The sequence below is a fragment of the Nocardioides sp. Z24_21 genome (assembly GCF_058134345.1).
Map to the genome: position 1 here is coordinate 390,091 of NZ_JBYTTH010000002.1, position 22,728 is coordinate 412,818.

General features: G+C 74.7%; 26 protein-coding genes. 11 read left to right on the forward strand and 15 right to left on the reverse strand.

All coding sequences use genetic code 11. The annotated features are described in order from the left end of the window. Positions 1–108: 108 nt before the first annotated feature. On the forward strand, positions 109–666 hold the full coding sequence (locus tag AC3X7Z_RS08235) for a M15 family metallopeptidase (RefSeq protein ID WP_489975615.1): 558 nt from the start codon (positions 109–111) through the stop codon (positions 664–666). A gap of 12 nt (positions 667–678) precedes the next feature. Here the strand turns inward: AC3X7Z_RS08235 and AC3X7Z_RS08240 are convergent, their stop codons facing one another. Continuing rightward, positions 679–1,917: an MFS transporter gene (locus AC3X7Z_RS08240; RefSeq protein WP_489975616.1), complete on the reverse strand. Its 1,239-nt coding sequence runs from the start codon at positions 1,915–1,917 to the stop codon at positions 679–681. Positions 1,918–1,946: 29 nt separating this feature from the next. Here AC3X7Z_RS08240 and AC3X7Z_RS08245 point away from each other — a divergent pair, with 29 nt between their 5' ends. Both AC3X7Z_RS08245 and AC3X7Z_RS08250 read left to right on the forward strand, forming a co-directional pair. Continuing rightward, positions 1,947–3,005, forward strand: a complete 1,059-nt coding sequence (locus AC3X7Z_RS08245; RefSeq protein ID WP_489975617.1) for a LacI family DNA-binding transcriptional regulator — start codon at positions 1,947–1,949, stop codon at positions 3,003–3,005. A gap of 5 nt (positions 3,006–3,010) precedes the next feature. Then, positions 3,011–3,613 carry a rhomboid family intramembrane serine protease gene (locus AC3X7Z_RS08250; protein ID WP_489975618.1) on the forward strand — a complete coding sequence of 201 codons (603 nt, stop codon included), beginning with the start codon at positions 3,011–3,013 and terminating at the stop codon, positions 3,611–3,613. A gap of 71 nt (positions 3,614–3,684) precedes the next feature. On the opposite strand, the gene AC3X7Z_RS08255 is transcribed toward AC3X7Z_RS08250, so the two are convergent. The 3 genes from AC3X7Z_RS08255 to AC3X7Z_RS08265 form a co-directional block, all read right to left on the reverse strand. After that, positions 3,685–5,151 carry an FAD-dependent oxidoreductase gene (locus AC3X7Z_RS08255; protein ID WP_489975619.1) on the reverse strand — a complete coding sequence of 489 codons (1,467 nt, stop codon included), beginning with the start codon at positions 5,149–5,151 and terminating at the stop codon, positions 3,685–3,687. After that, positions 5,148–5,336, reverse strand: a complete 189-nt coding sequence (locus tag AC3X7Z_RS08260) for a hypothetical protein (RefSeq protein ID WP_186340036.1) — start codon at positions 5,334–5,336, stop codon at positions 5,148–5,150. Before AC3X7Z_RS08260 ends, AC3X7Z_RS08255 begins: the two co-directional genes overlap by 4 nt. Before the next feature lie 274 nt (positions 5,337–5,610). Continuing rightward, on the reverse strand, positions 5,611–6,285 hold the full coding sequence (locus AC3X7Z_RS08265) for an HAD family hydrolase (RefSeq protein ID WP_186340037.1): 675 nt from the start codon (positions 6,283–6,285) through the stop codon (positions 5,611–5,613). Between the two features lie 167 nt (positions 6,286–6,452). Here AC3X7Z_RS08265 and AC3X7Z_RS08270 point away from each other — a divergent pair, with 167 nt between their 5' ends. From AC3X7Z_RS08270 to AC3X7Z_RS08280, 3 genes are read left to right on the forward strand one after another with little or no spacing between them, the layout of a single operon-like run. Beyond that, the gene (locus AC3X7Z_RS08270) at positions 6,453–7,070 is read left to right on the forward strand and encodes a hypothetical protein (protein WP_186340038.1); all 618 of its coding nucleotides are present in this window, start codon (positions 6,453–6,455) and stop codon (positions 7,068–7,070) included. Positions 7,071–7,128: 58 nt separating this feature from the next. Next, positions 7,129–7,794 carry a helix-turn-helix transcriptional regulator gene (locus tag AC3X7Z_RS08275; RefSeq protein ID WP_186340039.1) on the forward strand — a complete coding sequence of 222 codons (666 nt, stop codon included), beginning with the start codon at positions 7,129–7,131 and terminating at the stop codon, positions 7,792–7,794. Beyond that, positions 7,791–8,756: a TIGR03557 family F420-dependent LLM class oxidoreductase gene (locus AC3X7Z_RS08280; protein WP_489975620.1), complete on the forward strand. Its 966-nt coding sequence runs from the start codon at positions 7,791–7,793 to the stop codon at positions 8,754–8,756. Before AC3X7Z_RS08275 ends, AC3X7Z_RS08280 begins: the two co-directional genes overlap by 4 nt. A 257-nt stretch (positions 8,757–9,013) precedes the next feature. Here AC3X7Z_RS08280 and AC3X7Z_RS08285 read toward each other — a convergent pair whose 3' ends face one another. After that, positions 9,014–9,475, reverse strand: a complete 462-nt coding sequence (locus tag AC3X7Z_RS08285) for a hypothetical protein (protein ID WP_186340041.1) — start codon at positions 9,473–9,475, stop codon at positions 9,014–9,016. A 52-nt stretch (positions 9,476–9,527) separates the two neighbouring features. Beyond that, the gene (locus AC3X7Z_RS08290) at positions 9,528–10,049 is read right to left on the reverse strand and encodes a CinA family protein (protein WP_186340042.1); all 522 of its coding nucleotides are present in this window, start codon (positions 10,047–10,049) and stop codon (positions 9,528–9,530) included. Positions 10,050–10,229: 180 nt separating this feature from the next. On the opposite strand from AC3X7Z_RS08290, the gene AC3X7Z_RS08295 reads away from it, so the two are divergent. From AC3X7Z_RS08295 to AC3X7Z_RS08305, 3 genes are read left to right on the forward strand one after another with little or no spacing between them, the layout of a single operon-like run. Next, complete coding sequence (locus tag AC3X7Z_RS08295; protein WP_186340043.1) at positions 10,230–11,411, forward strand: alcohol dehydrogenase catalytic domain-containing protein; 1,182 nt, start codon at positions 10,230–10,232, stop codon at positions 11,409–11,411. Next, positions 11,408–12,364, forward strand: a complete 957-nt coding sequence (locus AC3X7Z_RS08300) for an iron-containing redox enzyme family protein (protein ID WP_489975621.1) — start codon at positions 11,408–11,410, stop codon at positions 12,362–12,364. The genes AC3X7Z_RS08295 and AC3X7Z_RS08300 overlap by 4 nt, the downstream gene beginning before the upstream one ends. Next, positions 12,361–12,561, forward strand: coding sequence for a CDGSH iron-sulfur domain-containing protein (locus tag AC3X7Z_RS08305; protein ID WP_241005298.1), 201 nt, complete (start codon positions 12,361–12,363; stop codon positions 12,559–12,561). Before AC3X7Z_RS08300 ends, AC3X7Z_RS08305 begins: the two co-directional genes overlap by 4 nt. Before the next feature lie 15 nt (positions 12,562–12,576). Here the strand turns inward: AC3X7Z_RS08305 and AC3X7Z_RS08310 are convergent, their stop codons facing one another. The 9 genes from AC3X7Z_RS08310 to AC3X7Z_RS08350 all read right to left on the reverse strand — a co-directional run bounded on the left by AC3X7Z_RS08310 (position 12,577) and on the right by AC3X7Z_RS08350 (position 20,631). After that, on the reverse strand, positions 12,577–13,194 hold the full coding sequence (locus tag AC3X7Z_RS08310; protein WP_241005299.1) for a methyltransferase: 618 nt from the start codon (positions 13,192–13,194) through the stop codon (positions 12,577–12,579). Beyond that, positions 13,191–14,873 carry a phytoene desaturase family protein gene (locus tag AC3X7Z_RS08315; protein ID WP_489975622.1) on the reverse strand — a complete coding sequence of 561 codons (1,683 nt, stop codon included), beginning with the start codon at positions 14,871–14,873 and terminating at the stop codon, positions 13,191–13,193. Before AC3X7Z_RS08315 ends, AC3X7Z_RS08310 begins: the two co-directional genes overlap by 4 nt. Further along, entirely contained in the window at positions 14,870–15,307 is a 438-nt protein-coding gene (locus tag AC3X7Z_RS08320; RefSeq protein WP_206054487.1) for an SRPBCC family protein, read from the reverse strand. The genes AC3X7Z_RS08315 and AC3X7Z_RS08320 overlap by 4 nt, the downstream gene beginning before the upstream one ends. Next, the gene (locus tag AC3X7Z_RS08325; RefSeq protein ID WP_489975623.1) at positions 15,304–16,185 is read right to left on the reverse strand and encodes a glycosyltransferase family 2 protein; all 882 of its coding nucleotides are present in this window, start codon (positions 16,183–16,185) and stop codon (positions 15,304–15,306) included. Before AC3X7Z_RS08325 ends, AC3X7Z_RS08320 begins: the two co-directional genes overlap by 4 nt. Further along, positions 16,182–17,234: a glycosyltransferase gene (locus AC3X7Z_RS08330; RefSeq protein WP_489975624.1), complete on the reverse strand. Its 1,053-nt coding sequence runs from the start codon at positions 17,232–17,234 to the stop codon at positions 16,182–16,184. The genes AC3X7Z_RS08325 and AC3X7Z_RS08330 overlap by 4 nt, the downstream gene beginning before the upstream one ends. A 20-nt stretch (positions 17,235–17,254) precedes the next feature. Then, complete coding sequence (locus AC3X7Z_RS08335) at positions 17,255–18,322, reverse strand: glycosyltransferase family 4 protein (protein WP_489975625.1); 1,068 nt, start codon at positions 18,320–18,322, stop codon at positions 17,255–17,257. Then, positions 18,319–19,467: a glycosyltransferase gene (locus AC3X7Z_RS08340; protein WP_489975626.1), complete on the reverse strand. Its 1,149-nt coding sequence runs from the start codon at positions 19,465–19,467 to the stop codon at positions 18,319–18,321. Before AC3X7Z_RS08340 ends, AC3X7Z_RS08335 begins: the two co-directional genes overlap by 4 nt. 109 nt (positions 19,468–19,576) lie before the next feature. Next, positions 19,577–20,287: a GAF and ANTAR domain-containing protein gene (locus tag AC3X7Z_RS08345; protein ID WP_186340048.1), complete on the reverse strand. Its 711-nt coding sequence runs from the start codon at positions 20,285–20,287 to the stop codon at positions 19,577–19,579. Positions 20,288–20,295: 8 nt separating this feature from the next. Beyond that, a complete protein-coding gene (locus AC3X7Z_RS08350; RefSeq protein ID WP_186340049.1) occupies positions 20,296–20,631 on the reverse strand; it encodes an ANTAR domain-containing protein in 336 nt (111 codons plus the stop codon). 176 nt (positions 20,632–20,807) lie between these two features. Between AC3X7Z_RS08350 and AC3X7Z_RS08355 the strand changes: the two genes are divergently transcribed. Next, positions 20,808–21,776 carry a helix-turn-helix transcriptional regulator gene (locus AC3X7Z_RS08355; RefSeq protein WP_186340050.1) on the forward strand — a complete coding sequence of 323 codons (969 nt, stop codon included), beginning with the start codon at positions 20,808–20,810 and terminating at the stop codon, positions 21,774–21,776. Positions 21,777–21,895: 119 nt separating this feature from the next. Further along, the gene (locus AC3X7Z_RS08360; RefSeq protein WP_489975627.1) at positions 21,896–22,726 is read left to right on the forward strand and encodes a sigma-70 family RNA polymerase sigma factor; all 831 of its coding nucleotides are present in this window, start codon (positions 21,896–21,898) and stop codon (positions 22,724–22,726) included. Positions 22,727–22,728 lie beyond the last annotated feature (2 nt).

The following is a 22,728-nucleotide window of genomic DNA, read 5'->3' on the forward strand; positions in this document are numbered from 1 at the left end:
GGTGCGCCGGCGTCCCACACCTGGGTCTGAGCCGGTCGGGACCTGCCGCTCCCGGGGCGGCACCTGGGGTGGAGGCCCCGGCGACGGTGGACTTCCTAGCGTCGTCGCGTGATCGACACCGGGACCCGTCTCCTCCTCGCCCTGGCCCTCGCCGCCGTCGGCGTCGCCGTCTTCGCCTGTGACTCACCGGGTGGGGGCAACGGCATCCTCCGGCCCGCCGCGCGGGCGACGCCCCCGGAGGCCGCGGCGCGCGAGCTGGGGGAAGGACTGCACGACGACGCCGCCCTCGGCCGGCTCGACCCGGCACTGCTCGAGGCGGTGATGGCGGCCGCGGAGGACGCCCGGACGACGGGGGTCGACCTGCACGTCACCAGCGGGTGGCGCAGCAGAGCCCACCAGGAGTTGCTCCTCGAAGAGGCCGTGGACAGGTACGGCTCTCTCGAGGAGGCCCGCCGCTGGGTCGCCTCGCCGGACTTCTCTGCTCACGTCACGGGGGACGCCGTGGACATCGGCCCGACCGACGGCGCGCTCTGGATGGCGGACCACGGGTCGGCGTACGGGCTCTGCCAGGCCTTCGCCAACGAGATCTGGCACTACGAGCTGCTCACCACGCCCGGCGGGCGGTGCCCGGAGATGCTGCCGGACAGCAGCTCGCGAGAACGCTGATCGGGGCGCGCGTCAGGAGGTCGCGCGACGGGCCCACCGCCCGGCGGGGGCGGCGGTGGCGGCGAAGACCAGCGCGGTCGCCGCCACGGCGAGGACGGCGTTGCGCAGGCCGAACGCATCGGCGACCAGGCCGACGTAGGCCGGGCCCACCAGGTATCCGAGGTAGGCGGTCGTGGCGATGGCGGAGGTGGCCCGCGCCCGACGGGACGGCGAGGTGTCGCGGAGCACGTGGCTGAGCAGGGTCGGGAAGAGCGTGGCCGTCCCTGCCGCAGCGACGGCGAGCCCGAGGAGGGCGACGGTGACGGTGGGGGCGGTGGCCACGACGACGCTGCCGCCCGCCGCGACGGCGCCACCGGTGGTCAGGAGGAGGAGCGGATGGCTCCTCGACAGCGGCGCCAGGGCCAGCCGGGTGAGTGCGGCACTGGCGGCGAAGGTCGCGGGGGCCAGCGAGGCCAGCTGCGGCGTGGCGTCGAACACGTCGGTGACGAGCACCGCCCCCCAGCTCTGGTGCGCGTTCTCGGTGGCGTAGGCGAGTGCGCCCACCAGCCCCACCACGACCAGGGGCAGCACGCCGATGGCGCGTCCGCCGCCCTCGGGGTCGGTCCGCTCCGGCTCGCCCCGGCGTCGGTCGGCGGCGCCGGCCGAGCCGTCGGGCCGCGCGGCGCCGACGAGCCCGGCGAGGGCGACGACGACAACCGCGACCAGCGCGAAGGCGCTCAGCAGACCCAGCTCCCGGGAGAGCGCGGCACCGACGCCGAGGCTGGCGACGACGACCGCGAGCGAGAACACGCCGTGCGCCCGGGTCAGCACGGCACGAGCGGTGCGCTGCTCGGCGTGCCCGGCCAGCGTGTTGATGGCGACGTCCGCCGCACCCGACGTCGCGCCGACCAGCGTCAGGCACACGACCACCGAGACGAGGTCACGAGCAGCGAGCGCCATGACCACTCCGGCGCCCCCCATCAGCGCGAGCAGCAGCGCGGCCAGCCGCAGGCCCCGCCGCTCGAGCAGCCACCCGGTCGCCACCATCGCCGGGAGCGCACCCGCGCCGACGAACAGCAGGGCCGTCCCCAGCTGCCCGTCGGTCAACCCCGCCTGGGACCTGATCGCTGGCAGCGCGGCGCCCCACGCGCCCCAGAACGTCCCGAACGCGCCGAACGCCGCGTAGGCCGCCACCGTGACGCCGGGCGGTCGCCAGCGAGCACGACGCACCGGCGGCGCGGCCACCTCGTGTGTAACGTTACGCATCGACATCTGTGTAACGATACGCATACGCTGGACCCATGCCAACCCGACGGGACCGACCCACCGTCAAGGACGTCGCGGCCAAGGCCGGGGTCGGTGCGATGACCGTCTCCTACGCGTTCAACCGGCCCGACCGCGTGGCCGCGACGACCCGCGCACGCGTGATGGAGGCGGCGCAGCGGCTGGGCTACCGCCCCGACACCACGGCCCGCGCGCTCCGCTCCGGCAGGACCGGCCAGGTCGGTGTCGTGCTCGGCGAGCACCTGGCCTACGCCTTCGACGACCCCCAGGCATCGACGTTCCTCGCCGGCGTCGCTGACGTCTGCGTCGAGGACGGGCTCGGGATGGTGCTGATCCCGACGCACGGCGACGCCTCGGACGTCGACCGCGTCCTCGCCGCGGCCGTCGACGCCTACGTGCTGTGGACGACCACCGACGACGACCCCGTGCTGGCGGCCGTGGCGCAGAGCGGCCGGCCGGCGGCCATCCAGGGCGGGCCGGAGGTGCCCGGCATCGCGTGCGTCGGGTCGGACGACCGCGCCGCCGCCCGGGCCGTGGCCGCCGCCGCGCTGGCCCGCGGCGACGTGCCCGTCGTCGTGAGCTTCCCGCTCGACCGCCGACGGACGGCAGAGGTCCTCACCGGTGGCGCGGTGCCGAGCGCGGTCCCGTTCCCCGTCACGCGGCACCGGCTCCACGGCTTCCGCGACGCGCTCGCGGCAGCGGGTCACGACTGGAGCGGCACCCCCGTCGCGGTGGTCGAGCGCAACGGACGCGGTCAGGGCGAGACCGCGATGCGCGCCCTCCTGCCCCGCCTCCCCGCCGGCGCCTCGCCGGTCGTCCTGGCGATGAGCGACGAGCTCGCCCTGGGTGCGCGCGACGCCCTCCACCCGACGCACCCCACCGCGACCATCGCCGGCTGGGACGCCTCGCCCGCCGCCCTCGCCGCCGGCATCCTCACCGTGACCAACCCGTTGCGCGACCAGGGACGCCTCTGTGCCCGCGCCGCCCTCGACCCGGGCACCGAGGTCGGCCCCGTCCCCTGGCAGGTCCGCGACCCCGGCGCAGCCGGGCCGGTTTCGGCCCGGCTGTCACGATGAGGGGCATGCAGCCCGCCCGCCAGCCGTCCCGCGAGCCCGCCTGGAAGGGCGCCGCCCTGGTGACGGGCGGGTTCGTCGTGCTGCTCTGGCTGCTGGAGATCCTCGACACCGCGACCGGCCACCCGCTCGACTCCTACGGCGTGCAGCCGCGCAGCGACGACGGCCTCGTCGGGATCCTGCTCGCCCCGACGCTGCACTTCGGCTTCGACCACCTCGTCAGCAACACGATCCCCGTGCTCGTGCTCGGCTTCCTCACCCTCGCCACCGGCGTGGCCCGCGGTATCGCGGCGACCGCGATCATCTGGGTCGTCGGCGGCCTCGGGGTGTGGTTCTTCGCGCAGCCCGGCAGCGTGCACGCGGGGGCGTCCGTGCTGATCTTCGGCTGGATCGTCTACCTGATCGTGCGGGGCTTCCTCAACCGGCGCACCACCGAGATCATGATCGGCGTCGCCGTCTTCCTGCTCTACAGCGGCGCCCTGCTCGGCGTGCTCCCCGGCCAGCCCGGCGTCTCGTGGCAGGGCCACCTCTTCGGTGCCATCGGCGGCTTCATCGCCGCCCGGGTGCTCACCACCCGGCGCCCCCGGGAGTCGAGCCTCACGTACTACTGACTACTGACCGGCGGCTGGTCGGGGTCGTCGTGCGGCTGCGGGACCTGGGCCCATCCGTTGGATCCCGGTCATCACTCCACCCGGTCTCCCTCGTCGGGGGTGGTCTCGGGTGTGGTGTCGGTGCGCTTGAGCAGCGGCCGGGTGGCGGGCCCCTCGAGGACCTCCCCGTCCGGGGTGAAGCGCGAGCCGTGCAGGGGGCAGTCCCAGGTGTCCTCGGCGTCGTTCCACTTCAGCAGTCCGCCGAGGTGGGTGCAGACGCCGACGACGCCGCACGCGCGGGCCTGCGCCGGACCGGCGGTGCCGGGGATCCGCTCGCGGGCGGTGCGCACGGCCCCGCTGACCACGGCCGCGCCGACCCCGAGGTTGATCCGGGCCACCTCGGCGGCGCTGCTGCCCGAGGACGACCTCGCGCCGAGCACCTGCGCCCACGGCGGCAGGTCGCCCAGGACGTCGGAGGAGATCGTGCGGGCGGCGACCACGGCGTTGGTCATGCCCCACTTCTCGTAGCCGGTCGCGACGTGGATCAGGTCGCCGCCCCGGCGCAGCGGGCCGACGTAGGGCACGCCGTCGGGGCTGCTGTAGTCCTGCGCCGACCAGTGGTGGGTCTCGGTGGTGCCGGGGTACCACGTCGCCGACCATGACCGCAGGGCCTCGAGGTGGGCCAGGTGGGAGTCCGTACGCCCGACGACGTGCCCCGCGCCGCCCACGACGAGCGTGCCGCCCGGGGCGTCGCGCACCGACCGGGCGTCGGAGCCCGCCGACAGGTACATGCCCTCCAGCGGCTCGGCCCCGGAGAGCGCGAGCACGTAGGAGCGCTGCGGCTCGAGCCGGGCGAAGTGCAGCCCGCGGTCGAGGATGGGCGTGCCGGTGGCGAGCACGAGGTGGTCGGCGGTCAGGGCCCTGCCGCTCTCCAGGCGGACGGTGGGCCGCCCGCCCTTCGACACCGAGCGCACCCGGTGCCCCTGGTGCAGCGTGCCCCCGTGCGCGCGCAACTGCTCGACGAGCGCGCCGAGGACGTCCATCGCGTCGAGCTGCGCCTGCTCGCGCAGCGCCGTCGCGGCGACGTGGGGGAAGGGCACGTCCAGGGAGTCGCGCCACTCGACGGCGATCCCGAGGTCGGCGGCCGCGCGGTGCTCCTGCTCCACCGACGAGCGCTCCTGCTCGTCGGCGGCGTAGGTCACCGCGGTGCGCCGCTGGTAGGCCACGCCGTGGTCGTCGCAGAAGCGGAGCAGCCACTCCATGCCCTCGCGGTTGGCGTCGACGTAGGCCGCCGCCACCTCGTCGGAGCGGTGCCGGCGGATGCGGGAGAGATGGGTGCCCTGGAGCAGCGACACCTTGCCGGTGGTGCGGCCCGTCGTGACGGCACCGACCTCGCGGGCCTCGACGCACGCCACCCGCAGCCCGGCGCGGGCCAGCAGCAGGGCGGTCGTGAGGCCGGTGAGGCCGGCACCCACCACCAGCGCGTCGAGGGTGGCGCCCGGCGGGGGCAGCGGGTCGTCGGCCACGGGCGTCGCGCGGTCGAGCCACAGCGACGTCACGACTCGTCCTCCACCGGCTCGTCGGCACCCCGCTGCGGGGAGTCCGGCCCGGAGGCGTCGGGCTCGGCGGGGTGGGCGGGCTCGTCGCTGGACTGGCGGGTGGGCTCGGCGTTGACCGGGTCGGTGTCGAGGTGGGTCTGCGGGTCGGTCCACGGCTCGTGCGACCGGTCGTCGGACGGACTCATCTGGCCTCCTGGGGTGGGGTCGGGCACGCGGTCCCGGTACCCCGCCGGCAGGTGGCTAGTCCCCCCGGCGCCGATCCGAGCGGGCACCGGCGGACGAATCCGTGCCGGGGGTGCATGAGCTCCTACCCCAGGGGGTACATCGACTGCACGCCACGGTCGTCGCGATCGCGGCGGTCAGGCGCGAGGCCCGCCGGTCTCCACCTCCCGTACGCCGTGCGAGGTGACTCCGGCGGGCTTCGTACGTTCCTCTCGCCCGGACGTCCCGGGCGGGGCGTCAGGGCAACCGGAGCGGACCGCCCTCGAGGCGGGTCAGCAGGTCGCGCGGGCCGTCGTAGACCCACGACGCGCCGGCGGACGTCAGCCGCTCGCCGCTGATGCCGCCGCTGCGCATCCCGATGGACGCGTGCCCGGCGGCCTCGGCGGACAGCACGTCCCACACGGCGTCGCCCACGACGACCGCCGACGTGCCCCCACCCGCCCGCTCGACCGAGAGCGCGACCATGTCGGGCGCCGGCTTGGTCGCCGCCCCGTCCGACCCGGTCACGATCGCCGCGAGGTGGCGGCGGACGCCGACGATGTCGAGCATCTCGTCGACGAGCGGGGCCTCCGACGAGCTGGCCAGCACCAGCCGGTGGCCGTGGCCGGCGAGCGACTCGACGAGGTCGGCGGCGCCGTCGAGGGCGCGCACGGTGCGGAGGGCGGACGCGAAGTAGTCGTCGTGCAACTTGCGCACGTCGTCGCCGACGGCGGCCTCGGCGGCATCCCCGGCGACGTGTCCGACGAGCCGGTCGCCGCCCATGCCGATGGCCTCATGGACGCGGACCGCGCTGACGTGCAGGCCGACGTCGCGGAACGCCGCGTGCCACGCGACGACGTGCTGGTAGACCGAGTCGACCAGGGTGCCGTCCAGGTCGAGGACGACGACGGGGTGCTGGGTCTCAGGGCTCACAGGCGCGTCGTACCCCGGTCGGGGAGAGGGCATGCATCATCGCCCGAGCGGGTGTGGCGAGGCCATGGGCGGACGGGGAGCATCGAAGTTCAGCCAACACCGATGTCGAGGGGATCGCCGTGGAGTTGCTGCCGCAAAGCCGGGAGGCGTTGGACGAGTATGTCACCTTGACGGTGGACGACATGGAGGGCCTGCTGCGGCTCATCGAGGGCTGGGCCGTGCGATCCGTGCCCGACTGCGTCGCGCTGAGCGTCACCCTGCTCGACGAGGACCTCACCTTCACCCTCGTCGACCGCGCCGCGACCGAGGGTGCCCACCACGGGGACGGCGAGCGTGCCGGCGCCGGGCCTGCGACGCCGGGCCCGTCCCATCCGCTCGACGAGCTCGACTGGGCCGACATGGCCCGCGAGCGCGCGTTCGACGGCATCGCCAGCACGGTGTCGCTGCCGGTGGTCGAGCACGGCAGGGCCGTGCTCACCATCGACCTCTACGCCTCCACCACCTACGCGTTCCGCGACCGCATCGACGGGCTCGTGGAGGCCCTCGGGGTGTGGCAGGCCGGCGCGGTGACCAACGCCGACCTGGGCTTCGACAGCCTGCGTCGGGCCGAGCTGGCCCCCGAGCGGCTGCGCGAGCAGCGGCTGGTCGACGTGGCCGTCGGGCTGGTCGCGGCGCGGATGGCGGTGACCACCGACGCGGCGGCGCGGATGCTGGTCGCCGCGGCTGCCGATGCCGGCGTCACCGAGACCGAGGCGGCCAGCGTCGCCCGCGCACTGCTGACCTGACCGCGACCGTTCACAAGGCCCCGTGCATGCGCCACGCCCTTCGGGGTACTACCCCCTCATGCAACGACCCAATGCCCCCGTCACGCGCCACGTCAAGGTGGCGATCATGGAGGAGAGCGAGCTCGTCGTGCACGGCCTGCGCGCCATGCTCGAGCCCCACTCCGCACTGGTCACCGTGGTGTCCCACCGGGTCGACGGCCCCGCACCGCTGTGCGACCTGACCCTCTACGAACCCCACCGCCGCACCGCCGGCGTCCGCCCCGCCCCCCAGCGCTTCCCGACGCGGATGGTCGCGTTCGGCTGGGACTGCAGCCCCGAGGCGGTGTCCACCGAGATGTCGCGCGGTGCCGCGGGCTTCGTCAGCAAGTGGCTGCCGGCGCGGCGCCTCGTGTGGAACCTGCTCCAGATCGCCGACGGCCGGGTCGTGGTCGACGCGTGGACCGGCCAGGCCGAGGCCGAGAAGGCGGCGGCCGAGAAGTGGCCGCTCACCCAGCGCGAGACCGAGGTGCTCTCGATGATCGCGGCCGGCAAGGCCAACCGCGAGATCGCCGAGGAGACCAACCTCAGCATCAACTCGGTGAAGTCCTACATCCGCGGCGCCTACTCCAAGATCGAGGTCACGTCACGCTCGCAGGCCGTCCTGTGGGCGATCCAGCACGGGCTGCTGATGTCGCCCGAGCCCGAGGGCCCCCGGCCCCGCCTCGCGGCCCACGCTGCGCGATGACGCGCTTCGGCTACTTCCTCTCGTGTGAGGAGTACGCCCCCGACGAGCTGCTCGAGCAGGCGCGGCTGGCGGAGCGCGCCGGCTTCGACAGCCTGTGGATCAGCGACCACTTCCACCCGTGGACCAACGCCCAGGGGCAGTCGCCGTTCGTCTGGTCGATGATCGGCGCGATCGCCCAGGTCTGCGACCTGCCGGTCACCACCGCCGTCACCTGCCCCACCGTGCGGACGCATCCGGCGATCGTCGCCCAGGCGGCGGCGACGTCGGCGGTGCTGCTCGGCGAGGGGCGGTTCACCCTCGGCGTCGGCACGGGCGAGGCGCTCAACGAGCACGTGCTCGGCGACCGCTGGCCCCACGCCGAGCAGCGCCTGGAGATGCTCGAGGAGGCGGTCGAGGTGATCCGCGAGCTGTGGACCGGCGAGGTGGTCTCCCGCGAGGGCCGGCACTACACGGTCGACACCGCCCGCATCTACACGCTCCCCGACCAGCCGCCGCCGATCTACATGAGCGCCTTCGGTCCGAAGGCGCTCGACGTCGCGTGCCGCATCGCCGACGGGTTCATCACCACCCAGCCCGACGGTGAGTCGGTGGAGGCGTTCCGCGCGGCCAAGGGCGCCGACGCCCCGACGCAGGCCGGCTTCAAGGTGGCCTGGGGCCCCTCCCGCGACGCCGCGATCGACGCGGCCTACGAGCTGTGGCCCAACTCCGGCGTCCCCGGTGAGCTCAGCCAGGTGCTGCCCAGCCCGCAGCACTTCGAGCAGGCCAGCGAGCTCGTCACCCGCGAGGCGTTCGCCGAGCAGGGCGCCTTCGGCCCCGACGTCGCCGACCACGTGGCGGCCTACGCCCCCTTCGTCGACGCCGGGTTCACCGAGGTCTACGTCGCCAACATGGGCCCCCACTACGCCGACATGCTCGCCGCCTACGGCTCCGACGTCCTCCCCCAGCTGCGCGACCAGGCCTGAGCCCGGGGCTCGCTTCTCGGCTTCGTCGGCGTTCCCGGCGTCGTCGGCGTCGTCGTCGGCGTCGTCGGAGTCCCCGCTCGAGCGGGGACTCCGTCACCTGGAGGGGGTTGCAACCCCCTCCAGGTGTCAGACTCCCTCACCAAGTCGGGCGGATCGGGCGTACGCCGGCCATGCGCGCCGCGTACGCCCGCCCGACTCCTCACCAAGTCGGGCGGACCGGGCGTACGCCCGCCACGCGCGTACGCCCGCCCGGGCGCTCAGTCGTCGAACTCCGGGTGCCCCTCGACGTCGGCGGGGCGCGCCTCGTGGCCCTCCCTGCCGCGGGTGCGGAGCTGCTCCTTCGTCTCCGCCTCGAAGACGTGGCGCCGGCCGTCCATGAGCTCGTCGAGGATGCGCTGGTGCAGGCCCTTGGTGCGGGCGTAGAAGCCGTCGTCGAAGGCCTCGACCATCTGGAACGACCACATGCCGGGGAGCGGGTTCTGGCCGAGGACGTCGCGGTCGAGGGCGTCGGCCAGCTCGTCGTGGCCGGCCTCGCGCACCAGCGCCGTGGCCTCCTCCATCGTGGTCTCGGCGCTGCCCATGAGGCGGTGGAAGGCGTAGAGGTGCCCGCGGGCGTCCTCGACGTGGTCGAGGGCGGCGGAGAGCTTGCCCACCGCCTCCACGGTCTCGTCGGTGACGCCGTCGGGCCGTCGGTGCTCGGGGGAGGGCGTGTCGTCCATGCCCTGAGGTTCACAGACGGTCCGGCCGCGCCACCACCTGCCAACGGGCGGGTCAGGAGCTGCTGGCCGGTACGCGCGACAGCTCGTCGGCGAGCTCGTCGAGCGCGAGGCTCGTCGCCGCGGCGACCACCTCGGAGGGATCGCCGCCGAGCCGGACGAGGAGCTCGCGGGTGCCTTCGCCGGTGGCGATCGCGAGGTGCACGGTGCCGGCCGGCTGGTCCTCCTGCGGTCCCGGCCCGCCCACGCCGGTGATGCCCAGCGCGACGTCGGCGCCCAGCAGCCGGCGCGCACCGGCCGCCATCTCCTGCGCGCACCGCGCCGTCACGACGGGCCCGCGGGTCACGCCCAGCACCTCGAACTTGACCTCCTCGTCGTAGGCGACGACCGCGCCGCGGTACCACTCGCTGGCCGCCTCGCCCCGGCCGAGGAAGGACGAGATCCGGCCCGCGGTGAGCGACTCCGCGGCGGCGACCCGCAACCCCCGGGAGGTCGCGAGGTCGGCGATCCGCTGGGCGCGGTCCGCGTCGGTCGGCTCGTCGGTCGGCTGGTCGGTCGGCTCACGGTCGCCGGGCACGGGTCACCTCTCGTTCGGTCGGTTTGCGCGGTCGGCTCCACTGATTCCCCGGCGCCCGCCGGCCCATGCGCGGGTGAGCAGCCCCACGCATGGACGGCGCCATCCGGGGCACTGGGGTGGACGACCGGGTGCGCGACGACCGCGCACGAGGCCACGACCGACCGAGGAGGTCTTTGCTCGATGAAGGCAGTCACCTGGCAGGGCAAGCAGGACATGCAGGTCAAGGAGGTCCCCGACGCAGCGATCGAGGAGCGCACCGACGTCGTCGTCGAGATCACCTCGACCGCGCTGTGCGGCTCCGACCTGCACCTCTACGACCCGCTCTCGCCCTTCATGGCGCCGGGCGACGTCGTCGGCCACGAGCCCATGGGCATCGTGCGCGACGTCGGGTCGGCCGTGACCAGCCTGACCCCGGGCGACCGCGTCGTGGTGCCGTTCAACATCAGCTGCGGCACGTGCTGGATGTGCAACCGCGGCCTCCAGAGCCAGTGCGAGACCACCCAGAACACCGACACCGGCACCGGTGCCAGCCTCTTCGGCTACAGCAAGCTCTACGGCCAGGTCCCCGGCGGCCAGGCCGAGCTCCTGCGGGTGCCGTTCGGCGACACGCTGCCGATCAAGGTGCCGCACGGCCCGCCCGACGACCGCTTCCTCTTCCTCTCCGACGTGCTGCCCACCGCCTGGCAGGCCGTGGAGTACGCCGAGGTCGAGCCCGGCGGCACGCTGCTCGTCGTCGGCGCCGGCCCGATCGGTGACATGGCGGCCCGCATCGGCCTGCACCGCGGCCTGCGCGTCATCGTCGTCGACTCCGTGCGCGAGCGGCTGGCCCGCGTCCACGGTCGCGGCGCCGAGACCATCGACTTCACCGAGGTGGACGGCGTGGGCGACGCGGTGCGCGGGCTGACCGACGGCCGCGGCGCCGACGGTGTCATCGACGCGGTCGGCATGGAGGCGCACGGCTCGCCGGTCGCCGAGACCGCCCAGAAGGCGCTCGGCCTGCTGCCCAGGAAGGTGCAGGAGAAGGTCATGCTCAACTTCGGCGTCGACCGCCTCGCCGCGCTGATGAGCTGCATCGACAGCGTGCGCCGCGGCGGCACGATCAGCATCTCGGGCGTCTACGGCGCCCCCACCGATCCGCTGCCGATGTTCCAGCTCTTCGACAAGCAGGTCCAGGTGCGGATGGGTCAGGCCAACGTGCGCCGCTGGAGCGACGACATCCTCGCGCTGCTGCAGCAGGAGGACGACGTCCTCGGCGTCGAGTCGTTCGCCACCCACCACCTCGACCTCGACGCCGCACCCGAGGCCTACCGGCAGTTCCGTGACAAGGAGGACGGCATGGTCAAGGTGGTGTTCCGACCGTGAGGCTGCCCAAGCCGCGAGGCGTGCTGAGCGAGTGGCTCGTCGCCCGGCTCGCCGAGCCGGGCCTCGGGCGCCCGGCCCCCGAGGCCGACTCCCGCGACGACGAGGCGATCTCGCTGTGGACGCTGCACGAGCTGTCGTTCCGCGGCTTCGAGGACGCCGACGACCGCGCCGAGTGGGACCCCGAGCTGCTCGCCGTGCGCCGCGACCTCGAGACCGCTCTCGAGGACCGGCTGCGGGCGCGGTGGGCCGAGGCCTCCGCCTCCTCTGAGCCCGCTCCGGACGACGTGCCGACCGCGCTCGAGGACCTCGTCGCGGCGGACGACGGGCCGTCGCTGGCCGACCACGTCCGCCGGCACGCCGACCGCGAGCAGGTGCTCGAGCTGCTGCGGCAGCGCTCGGTCTACCACCTCAAGGAGTCCGACCCGTCGGCCTTCGTCGTGCCCCGGCTGCCCGTGCGGGCGAAGGCGGCGCTGATGGCGCTGCAGTTCGACGAGTACGGCGACGGCGACCCCAACCGGCTGCACTCCCACCTCTTCGCCCGCGGTCTCGAGGCCGTCGGCCTGCGTGCGGAGTACGGCGCCTACGTCGACGACGCGATCACCGAGAACCTCGAGATGAACAACGCCGGCTCGCTCTTCGGGCTGCACCGCCGTCTGCGCGGCGCCGCGATGGGTCACCTCGCGGCGTTCGAGATGACCAGCTCGCTGCCCTCGCGCAAGATGGTGCAGGGCCTCGAGCGGGTCGAGCTCGACGGGCCGATGTCGGCCTACTACGACGAGCACGTCGAGGCCGACGCGATCCACGAGCACCTCGCGGCCCGCGACATCTGCGGGACCCTCGCCGAGGACGAGCCCGACCAGCTCACCGAGATCCTCTTCGGCGCGTTCACCTGCCTCGACGTCGAGGCCCGCTTCGCCACCGCGATGCTGACCGCCTGGGGCGTGGACAGGTGACCGCGCGCGACTTCGACCACCCCGACGTGGTGCTGGTGCCGCACGGGCCGATGCTGCTGCGCGGCGCGGAGTCGGTGCAGGACCTCGACGGCACCGTCCACGCCGTCGACCGGCCCGTGGTGGCGCTGTGCCGGTGCGAGAAGTCGAGCCGGCTGCCCTGGTGCGACGGGACCCACAAGGTCATCCCGCGCCCCTGAGCACCGATCCTCGGCTCAGGCGCGGTCGACCCGGGCCAGCACGCCACGCACCTGCTGTCGCACCTCGACCATCGCGAGCCGACCCTCGGTGAAGCACGGCTCCTGCCGCAGCACGTCGGTCTGGGCCCGGGTGCCGACCTGCAGCACCGCCGAGCCGCCGGGAGCCAGGTGCTCGTCGACGACCGTCAGGCAGGCGCGCGCCACGTCGAGGCCGTCGTCGCCCCCGTCGATCGCGGTGAGCGGGTCCTCGGGGTAGCGGCTGGTCTGCTCGCGCGGCACCCACGGCGGGTCGGCGATGATCAGGGGGAAGGTCTCCCCGGGCTCCAGGGCCTCCTCCAGGCGTCCCTCGCGCACCTCCACCCGGTCGGCCATGCCGGCCGCGAGGGCGTTGGCGCGGGCGTAGTCGCACGCGACCGGGTTGGCGTCGACGCACAGCAGGCGACGTCCGGACGACGCCACGGCCAGCAGGCCGATGTGCCCCGCGCCCGCGCAGAGCTCGAGCACGGTGCCGCCGGGGGCGGCGGCCGCGAGCTCGGCCGCCCAGTCGGACTGCGCGGCCGTCCACTCCCGCGGGCGCAGCACGCGGTCGTCGAAGGCGATGGTCAGCGACCCGAAGGTCATGTGGTCGGTCAACGCGGGCCCTTGGGTGAGGTCGAGACGGACGAGGGGGAGGTCGACGACGATTCTGACGGAGACGGGGAGGGGGACGACGAGCGCCCCGGCAGCCGACGGGTGCGCCGGTGCCAGAGCGCGGCGCGCGCGGCGTTGGCGCCGGCGGCACCGTGCACGCCGCCGCCGGGGTGCGCCGACGCCGACGCGAGGTAGAGCCCGGGGAGGCCGGTGGTGGCGCGCCCTCGCATGGCCGGCACGGGGCGGAAGACGAGCTCCTGGTGCAGCTGCGAGGTGCCGCCGTTGACGGCGCCGCCGACGAGGTTGGCGTCGCGCGCCTCCAGCTCGTGCGGGCCGAGCACGCGGCGCTCGAGCACGACGTCGCCGAAGCCGGGCGCGACCGCCTCGATGCGCGCCTGCATGCGGTCGGCGAAGCGCTGCGTGTCGTCGTGGTCCCAGGTGCCGGCGACCTCGCCGCCCGCGTCGCTGCGGGTCCGGTCGGGCTGGGGGACGTGGGCGTAGGCCCAGAACGACTCGGTGCCGGCGGGGGAGCGGGTGGGGTCGCTGGTGGTCATCTGGCCGGTGAGCAGGAACGGGCGGTCGGGCACGACCCCCGAGGAGACCTGGGCGAGCGTCTGCGTCATCTCCTCCACCGAGTCGGCGACGTGGACCGTCCCCGGTGCGTGCGCCGGCGGGTTGCGCCACGGCACCGGCCCGGAGAGCGCCCAGTCGACCTTCACGGTGCCGGGGTCGAGCTCGAAGTCACGCATGCCGCGCACCAGCCGGTCGGGCAGGTGCTCCTCGGCGACGAGCCCGCCGAAGAGGCGGGTGGCGGAGACGTCAGCGAGCACGACGGGGGTCGCGTAGGACTGGCCGTCGCGGGCGCGTACGCCGGCCACGCGGCCGCCGCGGACGTCGACGGCGGTCACCTCGGCGTCGGTGACCAGCTCGGCGCCGCGGCTGGTGCAGCGGGCGACGAGCGCGTCGGTGAGCTGTTGCGCGCCGCCGCGCGGGACGGGGAAGCCGACGGTCTGACCCAGCATCGTCATCAGCACCCCGAAGACCCCCGACCCGGGCGAGGCGAGCGGGAAGTCGGCGTGCCCGGCGTTGCCCGCGAGGAGCAGCGCCGCAGCGGGGCCGGCGAAGAGCTCGCGCCCCAGCGAGGAGACCGGGGTGGCCAGGCGGCGCACGGTGTCGAGGCCGCCGGCGCGGGCGATGGCGGGGAGGAGCCGGGCCCCGGCGCGCACCGGCGGGAACGGCGAGGTGAGTCCGTCGACCAGCGCGGGGCCGATGCGGTCCCACGTGCCGCAGAGGTCCAGCCATGCGTCGCCGTCCCCGGCGCGGAGCTCGTCGAGCCCGGCCGCGGTGAGGTGGCGGTCGCGGTGCAGGACCGCCCAGCTCTCCTCGCCGAAGGGGTGGCCCAGCACGGCGGGAGCGTGCTCCCACGCCAGGCCGTGCTCCTCGAGCCGCAGGTCGGCGATCGCGCGCGACGCCACGGCCAGCGGGTAGAAGGCGCTGAACGTGTCGTGGACGAAGTCGGGGTGGACCTCGCGGTCGCTGCGCACCGCGCCGCCCGGGGTGGGCTGGGCCTCGAGCACCAGCACCCGCCAGCCGGCGTCCACGAGCAGGTTGGCCGCGACGAGCCCGTTGGGCCCGGCGCCGACGACGACGGCGTCCCAGGTGCCGGACGAGCCGGGGCTCACTGCGTCCGGCCCTCCACCACGAACGCGAGTCGCCGCAGGGTCTCGACGTTGCGCCAGTGCAGCTGGACGTCGCGCAGCGGCTTGGGCATCAGGAGGGCGGGTCCGGCCGTGGCGTCCTCGTTGATGGTGACGACCGTCGAGTCGCCGTCGGGGCGCAGCACGAACTCGACCTGCGCCTGTCCCGCAGGCCAGCCGCGGGCCACCAGCAGCAGCCGCTCGGCCTCCTCGACCTCGAGCACCTCGGTGGTGTCGTCGATGAGCAGCGGCCAGGTGCCGACGCTGTGGTGCAGCCGGGAGCCCACCGCGGGCCACGTCTCGTCGACGTCGCGCATCCGTGAGGCGCCGACGACGAAGAGGGGGTAGAGCCAGCCGTCGCACAGCACCTCCCACACCTGCTCGGGGGTCGCGGCCACGGTCCGGGTCGTCGTGCTCATGCGGTCTCCTTCGCTGCGTGCTGCTCGGGGGTCTGCTCGGGGTCCTGATCGGGGGTGTGCCGGGTCCAGTGCCCATCCTCGCGGCGCACCAGTCCCCGCCGCTCGAACTCCTCCAGCCACCCCGTCATCGGCCACTCGCCCCACCGCTCGTGGAAGAGCCGGCCGTTGCGCAGGATGTCGTCGAGGTGCTCGACCGGCGGGCTGCTCACCGCGTGGTGCTGGTGGTAGGCGCGGGCACCGCCGACGCAGCCGAGGCCGATGCCGCGGGCGCGCGCCGAGCGGGCCAGGTCGGTGTCCTCGCCGCCGTAGCCGGTGTAGTCCTCGCAGAACCCGCCGAGCCGCTCCCACGTCGATGTGGCCACGGCGAACGACAGCGACCAGAACAGGTCGGGCTCGAGCTGCTCGACCAGCTCTCCCGGCGCAGGGCGGGGCCGGGCCGGGTGCGGGTCGTCCCAGGCCGTGAGGCCGGCCGGGTCGGCGGGGTAGCCGCCGGGCGGCGGGGGAGGGAGGTAGGTCACCGGCCCGGACCAGATCGAGCCCGGCCGAGTCGTCACCACGTCGGCGTACGACGCCACGAGGCCGGGCCCGGCGAGGCAGTCGACGTCGAGCAGCACCACGACGTCGGCGCCGTCGTCGATCGCGGTGCGGACCCCGAGGTTGCGCGCGGCGGCCAACGGCAGGCGGCCACCGGGCCCCCGGTCGATCCGGACGACGTCGCGGGCCAGGCCGTCCACGCGCTCGTCGACGATCCCGGGGTCGGCCATGGCGACGACGAGGTAGGTGTCGGGTCGCGCGGTGCCGCGGGCGAGGGAGCGGTGCTGCGCGGCGAGGTGTGCGTGGCGGCCGTGGGCGATGGTGACGACGGCGACGCGGGTCACGACGAGGTCCTCGCGCGGACGTCGTCGCGGGTGGCGAGCACGACGTCGGCGAACCGGTCGGACGCCCAGCCGTCGACCCACTGCGTCCAGCGCCGCGGGTCGAGTGCGGCCGCGCGGTCGAGGACGGCCGTCCAGTCCTCGGCCTGCGGCCAGGCCGTGCGCACCACGACCGGCCAGCCCTGGGTGAGCACGGCGCCGGTGGTGCGCTGCTCGTCGTGGGGACGCTGCTGCGGCAGCACGACGGCCGGACGGCGGGCCGCCGCCGTCTCGGCGAGCGCGTTCTGGCCCGCGTGGGTGACCACGACGTCGGCGCCCGCCAGCGCGGCCGAGGGGTCGTCGACCCACGTGTCGCGGTCGGCGCCCAGCACGTGCCAGCGCCAGCGGGGTGTGGCGCGCCGGGCGGAGCGTACGTCGTCGGGGCTCACGTCGTGGCCGCCCGAGCCCAGCATCAGCGCGACGGTGCGCTCGCCGGAGTGCGGCAGGTTGGGCAGCGCCGGGCGCACCGGGTGCCGCGACAGCGCGCCGACGGGCACCAGCCGCTCGCGCAGGTCGTCGGGCAGGCCGGGGGTCATGTCGCGGGCGGCCCGCGGCCAGAAGCCCACGAGCACCTCGGCGACGCCGAGACCGAGCAGGTGGGCCGGGTCGTCGCGGCGCCCGGGCAGCACCACGCCGACGGCAGGGATCCCGTGCAGCCGGGCGAGCAGCAGCACCTCGACGGAGACGTCGACGACCAGCAGGTCGGGACGCGCCTCCTCGAGCCAGGCGGAGACGGCGGCGGCGCGCGAGCGGGTGCCGTCGTGCAGCAGCGGCGCCCAGTGGAGGTGGCCGTTGGCCGTGACGTCGCGGGGGTTGGCGTCGTCGTCGTGCGGCAGGCGGACCCAGTCGCCGACCCACGAGGCCGGGCGCTCGAGCGAGGACAGGCCGGTGACCGCGACGCCCTCACGGCGCAGCCGCGCAGCGAGGACCTGCGCGCGGTGGCGGTGCCCGCTGCCGACGTGGTGGACGTAGTAGCCGATCGTTCCCCCGGGCGCGGGCGCGGGCATGGGCATGGGCATGGGCGTGGGGGCGCTCACGCCGCGTCGTCCCGCCGGGCGAGCTCGGCGTAGAGGTCGAGGTAACCCTCCACCATCGCGTCCGCGCTGCACGTCGACTCGGCGTGGGCACGGACCGCGCGCCGGTCGAGGCTCGTCGCCGCGACGACGGCCTCGGCGAGGGCGGTGACATCGCCGGGGGCGGCCAGGACGCCGCCCTGCGGCGACACGACCTGGCTGAGCCCGCCGCGGGCGAAGGTCGCGACCGGCGTGCCGCTGGCCATCGCCTCCGCGGCGACCAGCCCGTAGGGCTCGTCCCACATGGGCGTCACCAGCGCCACCGATGCCTGCCGCAGCAGCGCGGAGAGCTCGCGCTGCGCGAGGTGCCCGGCATAGCGGGCGTCGTCGCCGAGCAGGGGGGCGACGGCTCGTTCGAAGTAGGACTGGTCCTGCACCGGCCCGGCGACCACGAGGGGTACGCCCGCGAGGCGGCAGGCCGCGATCGCCAGGTGCGGCGCCTTCTCGGGCACGATGCGGCCCGACCACACGGCCGGGCCTCCGCCCGGGCCGGCCGGCCAGTCGCGCAGGTCGAGCCCGTTGAGCACGACGTCGCTGTCGACCGCGTGCCGCCAGGAGGTGGCGGTCCACTCGCTCACCGAGACGAAGCGCGGCGGGCGGGTGCACAGCGCAAGGGCCGACTCGATCATCGGAAGCGGCGGCGTGTGGAGCGTGGTGAGCATCGGCACGTCGACGGCCGGCGCCATCGCGATGGGCAGGTGGTGGAGGCTGTTGTTGTGCACCACGTCGTAGTCCTCGGCGCCGGTGCGCGCGAGGGTCAGCATCAGGGCGAGGTAGGCGTGGTGCTCGGCCAGCCAGCCGTGCCCGGGGGCGAACTTGTCGGCCATCGCGGCCGCGCTCACCTCGACCGACGCCAGCGGCAGGAGGCGCACTGGAAGGGAGGCGTCCGAGCCGGGGCCGGCGAAGAGCGTGACCTCGTGGCCGCGCTCGGCCAGGCCCCGTGCGGTCGTCCAGGTCATCGACTCCAGACCCCCGGCGAAGGGCTCGCGGATGGGGTAGCGGCTCGAGGCGATGAGGCAGATCCTCACCGCTGACCCACCACCTCGTCGTAGACCGCCGCGTGCGCGACGGCGATCGCCGCGCGCTGGCGACGGCGCTCGTCCACCTCGACCGGGGCGTGGGCGCGCCCGGCACGGGCCTCGCGCAGCGCGGCGGTGAGGCTGGCGGCGTCGAAGTGCGCATCGTCGTGGCCGTAGGTCAGCACCGGGCCCTGGTCGGCGAAGTAGCCGCACGAGGGCGCCACGACGGCGGTGCCGAGGTCGCGGCACGCCTCGAGCCACCCGCTGTGGGTGCCGAACCGGTAGGGCAGCACCGAGACGTCGAGCGAGGCCAGGTAGGCCCAGAGCGCGTCGTCGTCGAGGAAGTCGTGGACCCGCAGGTCGACCTCGCCCCGCGCGGCGTGGTCGTGCAGCGCCTCCGCCAGCGCGGCGTCGTACCGCGCCCCGCCGGGGAGCAGCACGTCGCGGTGGCCGTTGACCTGGAGCACCCCGCCGGGGAGGTCGCGGACGGTCTCGACGAGCACGGGCAGCAGCGCGTGGGGGTTCATCCCGGCGCGCAGGCTCTTGACGTGCATACCGACGCGGAACTCTCGGGTGCGGGGTCCGCGGCGGCGCACCTCGCGCATCGCGGCGGCGCGCCGCATCGTCTCGAACGGAACGACGTGCGGGTGCGGCACCACGACCGCGTCGCGGCCCCAGCGCTCGCGGATCTCGGCGGCCGCTCCGGCGGTCAGGGTGACGAGGGCGTCGGCGGCGGGCACCAGGACGTCGAGGTGGCGGTCGTGGGCCTCGCGGTCGAGGTGGTGGGGGTTGCGCAGGTCGTGGACGGTGAACACCAGAGGCTTGCCGCGCCTGCGCAGCGCGGCGACGAGCTCCTCGAGGTCGGCAGGGCTGCGGGCGTCGAAGCCGAAGTGGAGGTGGAAGACGTCGAAGTCGTGGTCCGCGACCCATGCGGGGTCGAGCATGACCGGCGGCCACCACTGCTGCGTCGCCGCCGCACCGGCGGGACGCGGGTCGGGCAGGCGTACCGGCCCCGAGCCGTCCTCCGGCGCGAGGTGGCGGACGTAGACGTGGTTGGCGGGCACCGAGGCGACGACGAGGCGCCCGGTGCGGGGACGCGGCACGGGTGCGGCGGCGGGCGCGGGCGCGTCCGTCGTCAGGTCGGAGGTGGTCACGCGGAGCCGTACCCGCGCGCGGAGGGGTCATGCACGATCGCCGGTGCGATCTGGCCCGGGTCCATCCCCAGGGAGGGGGCCCGCGCCTCGGGCCGTCCGGCCCGGGGCCTCAGTCGGGGAGCGAGCCGGTGTCCAGGACGTGCTGCGACACGACGCCGATCTTGGTGCGGCTGCTGCGGGCGGCGTGGCGCAGGGCGTTGAAGGCGCCGACGGCATCGAGCGACAGCTTGGCCATCAGGTAGCCCACGGCCCGCTCGATCAGCACGCGGTAGTCGAGGGCGTACTGCAGCTGCCGGGCGAGCTCGCCGGCGGTGTGGGCCTGGAGGGCGGCAGCGAGGGTGGTCGAGACGATCTCGGCGTAGCGCCCCAGCGCAGCCGCCTCGCTGTCGTCCCAGTCGTGGGGCCGGCTGCGGTAGACGTCGAGCGTGCCGACCGGCACCCCGCCGATCAGCACCGGCGTGCCGAGCACCGCGCGCACCGGCTGGGCGGCCATCGCCCGGGCCAGCACGGGCCACCGCTCGACCTCGCCGGTCACGTCGCGGCTGCCCACCACGGTCCCCTGCACGAACGCCTCCGTGCACGGCCCCTCGCCGGCCTCGGCCTCGGTCTGCTCGAGCATCCGGCCGGGACCGTCGCTGGCGGCGGCGTAGACGAGGATGTCCTGCTCGTCGGCGATCAGGATCCCGGCGCCGTCCACGCCGAAGAGGTCCACGCACGCCGCGACGACGACCTGCAGCGCCGAGACGATGCTCCCGTCGTCCTCGCGCGGCTGGGAGAGTCGCCGCAGGCTGTCTGCCAGCGCGGCGTCGTCGATGTTCATGGACCGGATTATTCCCCGGCCGGCTGCCCCTCCGGCCACCCCGACGCGGGCAGGTGCGCCACGAACCGCGCCAGCGTCTCGCGGTCCGCCTCGGATGCGGTGCCGTCGTGGGTGGACACCAGGACCCGCGCCACCGCGCGCACCTTGGTGTTGCTGTCCTGCGAGACGCGCACGATCGTGCGCCACGCCTGCTCGGTGCTGCAGGCGTACCGCGCCGACAGCAGGCCGATGGCCATGCCGATGTCGCGCTGCGACTTCACGGCCTCGTGCAGCTGCGCGACCTCGTCGCGCAGGGGGTCGGCGGGAGGCGTCGACCCGCCCTCGGGTAGGGGTGTCCCAGACATCGTCACCTTCACATGACGTAGGTCCGCGGACACAGGGCGGAGCTCGACGGTTCGAGCGAGGCCACTCTACAGACCGGTGGGTTCGTGCCCTCGCTGGGCAGGCGAGGGGATCGTGGGCTATTCTCACGGTGGACTCAAGCCACGGGTCGTCCGCACGTCCTACGCTGGAGGTGCCCGTGCCGGGTCAAGGCATCCGACGAGGAGTCGCCGAGTCCTTCGACTTCGAGGGTGACGGCGAGCAGGCGCGCGAGTGGCTCGACACGGCCTACGGCGCCTCGCTGGGGCTGGGCGGCCAGATGGGCACCGTGCACCACCAGCGGCGCACCCGGGGCTCGGTGTCGTTCGACCGGCTCCAGATCGACGCCCCCGTCCGCTTCGACGCCGAGGCCATGCCGACGCTGGTCGTGGTCGACGTGTTCGCCGGGGAGCTCGAGTACACCCGCGACTCGGTCACCGACCAGGGCCGGGAGGGCGACACCGTGCTGGCGGCCGGCTGGGACATGCCCTTCAGCGGCAGGGGCAACGGCTACGACGTGCGCAACATCAGCGTGTCGGCCGAGGCGCTCGACTCCGCGATCGCCGACATCGACCTCGACAAGACGGCGGCCGACCTCACCTTCGCCCGCTACGTGCCCCGCTCGCCCGCCGCGGCGGCCCAGTGGCGCGCCGTCGTCGACCGGCTCAGTGCCCCGCTGTCCGCGCCGGTCGACTCGCTGGCCCGGGTCGAGTCGTCCCGGCTGCTGGCCAACAGCCTGCTGCACACGTTCGACAACAACCTGGTGACCGACGCGATGGCAGCCCGTGACGTCGGCGACGCCACGCAGGCCACGGTGCGCCGCGCGCAGCGCCTCATCGACGAGCGCGCCGGCGGCGACCTCACCCTCTCCGACATCGCGCGCGCCTGCTCGGTGACGCCGCGGTCGCTGCAGTACGCGTTCCGTCGCCACCTCGACTGCACCCCGCACGCCTACCTGCGCCGGGTCCGCCTCGACCTGGTCCACCAGGCGCTGCGCGACGGATCGGTGTCCAACGTCGGCGACGCCGCGGCCCGCTTCGGCTTCTTCAACCCCGGCCGCTTCGCCGCGGAGTACCGCCAGGTGTTCGGCGAGAACCCTGGACAGACCTTGCTGCGCCACTCGTCCTGACGGGTGAGTTCGCTTTCCGGCTGTCGCGCTGGTCCAGACCATGCGACCGTGGAGGTGATCGTCCTTGCTGGAGACCACGGCAAGCACCATCCACGCACGAAAGCGAGCACGTGGTCATCATGTCGATCGCTACTGAACGCCCCGCTGGACCCGCCCTCGTCGAGTCCCGTCCCGTCCAGCCCCTCGAGGGCAAGGCCCGCGCACGCCGCACCGACGCCATCGTCAACGACCTCCGAGGCGCCCTCGGCGACGCGGACGCCCACGAGCTGATCCGTCAGCTCATCGAGACCAACGCCGCGGTCGCCCGCAGCATGGCCTCCCGCTACCGCAACCGCGGCATCGACCTCGACGACCTCGAGCAGGTCGCCCTGCTGGGGCTGACCAAGGCCGCGCAGCGCTTCGATCCCGGCGCCGGGCACGACTTCCTGTCGTTCGCGGTGCCGACGATCCGGGGCGAGCTCCGCCGCCACTTCCGCGACTCCGGGTGGATGGTCCGGCCCCCGCGCCGGGTCCAGGACCTGCAGACCCGCATCGCGGGCGCGAAGGAGGAGCTGGAGTCCATGCACGGCCGCTCGCCTCGCCCCAGCGAGATCGCCGAGCACCTCGGCGAGCACCCGGACAGCGTCGTGGAGGCGCTGGCGGCCGACGGCTGCTTCACCCCCACCTCGCTGGACGCACCGGTGTCCGACGGGTCCTCGACGCTCGGCGACCTGCTGGGTGCGGAGGACCGTGCGATCGCGCGTGCCGAGGCCCGGCTCATGCTGGAGCCGCTCATGGGCGGGCTCACCGCACGCGATCGCCGGATCGTGCGCCTGCGCTACTTCCAGGAGCAGACCCAGCAGGAGATCGCCGACGCCGTCGGCCTGACCCAGGCCCAGGTCTCCCGCGTGCTCACGCGGATCCTGGCCGACCTGCGCGCCGGCCTGGTCGACTACTCACCGGCAGCCTGACC